The 4,793-nt window shown below is 52.9% G+C and carries 3 protein-coding genes and 1 pseudogene; 1 reads left to right on the forward strand and 3 read right to left on the reverse strand.

Annotated elements, in window-relative coordinates; translation table 11 throughout:
* Positions 1-542, reverse strand: a pseudogene (gene aceE, locus B2589_RS08035) (pyruvate dehydrogenase (acetyl-transferring), homodimeric type); the annotation flags it as partial.
* 488 nt (positions 543-1,030) lie between these two features.
* Between aceE and B2589_RS08040 the strand changes: the two are divergent.
* Positions 1,031-2,395, forward strand: coding sequence for a KamA family radical SAM protein (locus B2589_RS08040; RefSeq protein WP_232902574.1), 1,365 nt, complete (start codon positions 1,031-1,033; stop codon positions 2,393-2,395).
* A gap of 73 nt (positions 2,396-2,468) precedes the next feature.
* Here B2589_RS08040 and B2589_RS08045 read toward each other — a convergent pair whose 3' ends face one another.
* Both B2589_RS08045 and B2589_RS08050 read right to left on the reverse strand, forming a co-directional pair.
* Positions 2,469-3,560 carry a hypothetical protein gene (locus B2589_RS08045; RefSeq protein WP_286816198.1) on the reverse strand — a complete coding sequence of 364 codons (1,092 nt, stop codon included), beginning with the start codon at positions 3,558-3,560 and terminating at the stop codon, positions 2,469-2,471.
* Positions 3,560-4,639, reverse strand: coding sequence for a hypothetical protein (locus B2589_RS08050; RefSeq protein ID WP_286816199.1), 1,080 nt, complete (start codon positions 4,637-4,639; stop codon positions 3,560-3,562). Before B2589_RS08050 ends, B2589_RS08045 begins: the two co-directional genes overlap by 1 nt.
* Positions 4,640-4,793 lie beyond the last annotated feature (154 nt).

Genomic DNA, 4,793 nt, shown 5'->3' on the forward strand with positions numbered 1-4,793 from the left:
TCCGGCATCAGCCAGGGGTGCGGGTAGGAAGACAGGCCGTCGCCGTCCACTTCTTCACGATACTTGTCCAACTGCGCTTCGCTGAACCGGCCTTCCAGGAAGGAACGGGCGTAGATACCGGGCGATGCGTGACCCTGGAAATACACCAGGTCTGACGCGCGTTCGTCGCCACCGCCGTGGAAGAAGTAGTTGAAGCCCACGTCATAAAGGGTGGCTGCAGAAGAGAAGGTGGAGATATGGCCACCCAGGTCACCCGGGCGCTTGTTGGCCCGCACCACCATGGCCATGGCGTTCCAGCGAATCAGGGAACGGATACGGCGCTCCATGAACAGGTCACCCGGCATCCGGGATTCCTGGGTAACGGGAATGCTGTTGCGGAACGGCGTGGTAATGGAATACGGCAGCTCGGTGCCGTCGCGGCTGGCGCGCTCAGACAAGCGCTCCAGAATATATTTGGCACGGTCGACGCCTTCGTTTTCGATTAACGACTCTAGTGCGTCGAGCCATTCGCTGGTTTCAATGGGATCATCATCGCGGTACATCAAACCCTCCCCCTCGGGAACAATTTAAGCTCTCACAAGCATAGAACAGCTCTGGCATTTTTCCTGCTGAACAACAGAAGAGCATTCAGGAACAAAACTTTCGTACTTTTACTACAAAACGGCGCCCAAAAACAAACAAACAGGCGTTTGAAAGTACTTTAATTAGCATTAGTTACGTAATAATGACCACTTTCGATGGCAGGGACAAGACGCTCTCAGACCAATGTCTCACACGTACTTCCAACGATAATTCCATCGCCTGACTAAACACTGACCTTAAAGATTTTTTGACGAAATTAGCCGAAAAACGGCACAAATCCATGCAATTTGACACTTTTAAAGGCACTGATCAGCGCCAGGAATCTCTACTATTAATTAGACCTGAAAATGAATTGCGATTTATGTATACTTGCCTGCCCGATTTTTGACCAGTGAAGGAGGAAAACACCCCTCCTTTTGATTTTCCGACACACAACAGAGGGCGATCTATGAACTCCATCGTCACCTTTCCGAACCGCATCCCGGTACAGGAATTCGAGGAACGCCGGTTCAAGGTTTTTACTGACCGCCAGCTCGACAAAATTGAGGCGATCCAGAATCTCCCTGAAGACACCCTGTTCGAGATGAAAGTGGTAGCCAGCGTGCTGCCATTCCGGGTTAACGAATACGTGATCAACGAACTGATCAACTGGGACAAGGTACCTAACGATCCCATCTACCAGCTTGTCTTCCCTCAAAAAGGCATGCTGAAAGACGAACATTACGAGCGCATGGCCAAGCTGCACCGCGAAGGCGCAGAGAAAAAGGACATCCAGGCCGCAGCCAAGGAAATCCGCGACGAGCTGAACCCGCACCCGGCCGGCCAGATGGAAATGAACATGCCGGAGCTGGATGGCGAAGTACTGGACGGCGTACAGCACAAGTACCGTGAGACCGTGCTGTTTTTCCCGTCCCAGGGCCAGACCTGCCACAGCTACTGCACCTTCTGCTTCCGCTGGGCGCAGTTTGTCGGTGACAAAGACCTGAAAATGGCCAGCACCGATGCCGAGAAACTGCACGGCTACCTGCAGGAACACACCGAAGTTACCGACCTGCTGGTGACCGGCGGCGACCCCATGGTCATGAAAACCAAGAACCTGGTGCAGTACCTGGAGCCGCTGCTGCAGCCGGAGTTCGACCACATCCAGACCATCCGCATCGGCACCAAGGCCCTCACCTTCTGGCCGTACCGCTTTGTGACCGATAAAGATGCCGACGAGCTGATCGAACTGTTCGCCAAACTGGTTGATGCCGGCAAGCACGTGGCCATCATGGCCCACTACAACCACTGGCAGGAAATCACCACCGACATTGCGGAAGAAGCCATTCGCCGCATCCGTGCCACCGGTGCCGAAATCCGCGCCCAGGGCCCGCTGATCAAGCACGTGAATGACGATGCCGACGCCTGGGCCAAGCTGTGGAAGAAAGAAGTGAAGCTGGGCATCATCCCCTACTACATGTTTGTAGAACGGGACACCGGCGCCAAGAACTACTTTGAAGTGCCGCTGGCCGAGGCCTACAACATCTACCGCGAAGCCATGAAGCAGGTCAGCGGCCTGGCCCGCACCGCCCGCGGCCCCAGCATGAGCGCAGGCCCCGGCAAAGTAGAGATCCAGGGCATCACCGAGGTCAAAGGCGAAAAGGTGTTCGTGCTGCGCTTCCTGCAAGGCCGCAACCCGGACTGGGTACAGCGCCCGTTCTTTGCCAAGTACAGCGAAACGGCCACCTGGCTGCATGAGCTGGAGCCCGCCTTTGGGGAGGAGAAGTTCTTCTTTGAGGATGAGTTTGAGGCGATGAAGCAGGGGAACGCCTGAGGCTCTAGCCTGAACTAGACGAAAAAAGCCGGATGGTTTCGCCATCCGGCTTTTTTACAGCTTTTCCTGCAGCTTAGTAACCGTAAGCAATACCAACCGACATCGCCTGTACTTCATTCCAGTCAAACTGATCGAGCACCAGCGTGCCCCGCCAGTTCCCGGATTTTGCCTCGATCCCGAACTGATCATATTCGGGCCAGAACAACCCGGTAACAGCAAAACCGTTGGCAAACCGATAACCACCACCTACTCCGGCATAGCCATAGCCGAACTGGTATTGGCCACGTAACGACCCGTGCCAGGCATCAGCATTCCAATCCAAACTCAAACGATATCTCGGGTCAATATCTTGATAATAACGGTCTATCGTACCCTCAGCCCACAGCCCCACAGGAGCCTGCTTACTATCCTGAATACGCCGATCTAGAGATACAGGCTCCAGCGTTCGTGTTGCCGGCGCATCTGTCCAGCGAATTCTCGCAAATAGGTCCTCGGCTGCAAACTCAAACCTCAAATGATCATGTGCCTGCCAAGCGAGCACTAGGTCACCACTCCAACCGACACCTTCGGGTCGTGAGGTATCCTCCCTCCCGAAAATCAGATCTTCGTAGTACACGTAATCAATGCTCGCTTCGAAGGAAAAGTCCTCTGGCGTCTTAGCCAGCATCTCACCCCAAAGATCCCCCTCAAGCAAATAGTCAGCCTTGAACAGGGAGCCCCCAAGAGCAACATCCCAACCACCTTCTCGCACCCGATAACCTATGCGTAAGCCATCTCCGGTAAATCCATGTGCCGATACCTTCACAGGAATCTGCTCACCAGGCATCAAAGCTTCATCACGCTTTACCCTTCCATAGAAACGCGCAGCTTCTTCATTGAACCTCAGGTCCGCCAACGCTCTTGCAAAGAGTGAAACCTCAAGACCGCTGCCATACCTTACACCGAGCTCTGTGCGGGCATCGATCCACTGCCGCTTTCCAGACTCGAATTCATCGCCCCAATTACCCAACATGCCATTGACGGGTTCAGGCTCGCTGATGGCTTGGAGACGGAATTGCCCGAAGAAGTTAAGCTCCCCAGCGCACACCAGTACCGGAAGAAACAGAATCAAAAAAAAGGCAGGGCCGAAGCCCCACCTTTTTCTGTCAGAAGACAGTCCTATCATCAGAACAACGTCTCTACGATAGTTTCAGAACCACTGTTGTACTCAATTACTGGTATCTTCCCGGCAGCGGTGTCACGAAGAGTAACTTTGCCCACTTCTTGACCGTTCGCCATGGCTTTGCCAGTCAAGCCCACCAGTTTCTTATCCGCATCAAACGAAGGGGTCAGCTGAAGCAAATGTCCCTCGGCATTGAAGAACTCCGCATTCACCTCCGTTCCCGCCAGATCTTCGAAATTGGTTGAAGCAACCCTTACGCTATAGTTACCGCCATTCCAGATGACATTAGCCAGAACAGAACCACCTTTCTGGGCAGTTCGATCCAGTGTTACGGTCGCTTTGGCCAGCGGCAGTTCAGGCAACTCCACTTCAGCCGACACAGTGATACTGCCGTTCAGGAAGTAATCAGCTGTTTCGAGATCCGGGAACTCAGCCAGCATTTCTATGGTTGCAGCGTTAGACAGCCCAGAAGCCGCAGAGCCAAATGTCAGCTCAGAGTAGTAGGAGCGAGTATCTACGTCCTCAGCAAAGTCACCAAGTTCCGACACAAGGATGTTCCGCCCAACCTGATCCAACTGGGAGAAATCAACACTCATACCCTCGTAGTCCGAATAGCCAAAATCAACCCAGTTACCGGCTAAGGTATTCTCAGCGCAATGCACTAGGGTTTCTTGCTCGGACAAGTCTGAGTATGCCCATCCAGTCAGCTTTTGGAGTTCGTTCGGAGCATTGCTCACACAAGCCTCAAAACGAGACAAGGAAACTGGGACTTGATAATTCACGTTACCCCAATATTCAACCTCACCTGACATTGAACTAAAGTCCAACCAATACCCTCGGTATGTGGCGCCCTCAACGTTAACGTACTGTGACGCATCAACCTCTAAGAGTGGATTAGGCGTACCAATAAGTTGGGCCCCACCGGAAACCCAATCCTCCAAAACATTAAACGATGCATCAAAAGAAAGGGTGCTTCCTCCCTCTTCGTCTGACCAGACGTTTCCGACACTAATACGCCCGCCATTAGCATCTACAAAAACTAAACTGCTGTCCTCGAAACTTCCAAGAGATCCGCCGTCCATGCCTAAGGTAACATTTCCATAGCCAACTACTTCATCGTAGTTAATCCACCCGTAAACAAGCGGCAGCGTCGTAAACTCCTCCGGAGTTAGCTCATAAATCGCACTATTTGTCTCCCAAGACTCGAGAACAAACTGTAGTGGTCAAGTGTTTTAG

Source organism: Marinobacter sp. UBA3607, assembly GCF_002375525.1.
Classification (GTDB): domain Bacteria; phylum Pseudomonadota; class Gammaproteobacteria; order Pseudomonadales; family Oleiphilaceae; genus Marinobacter; species Marinobacter vinifirmus.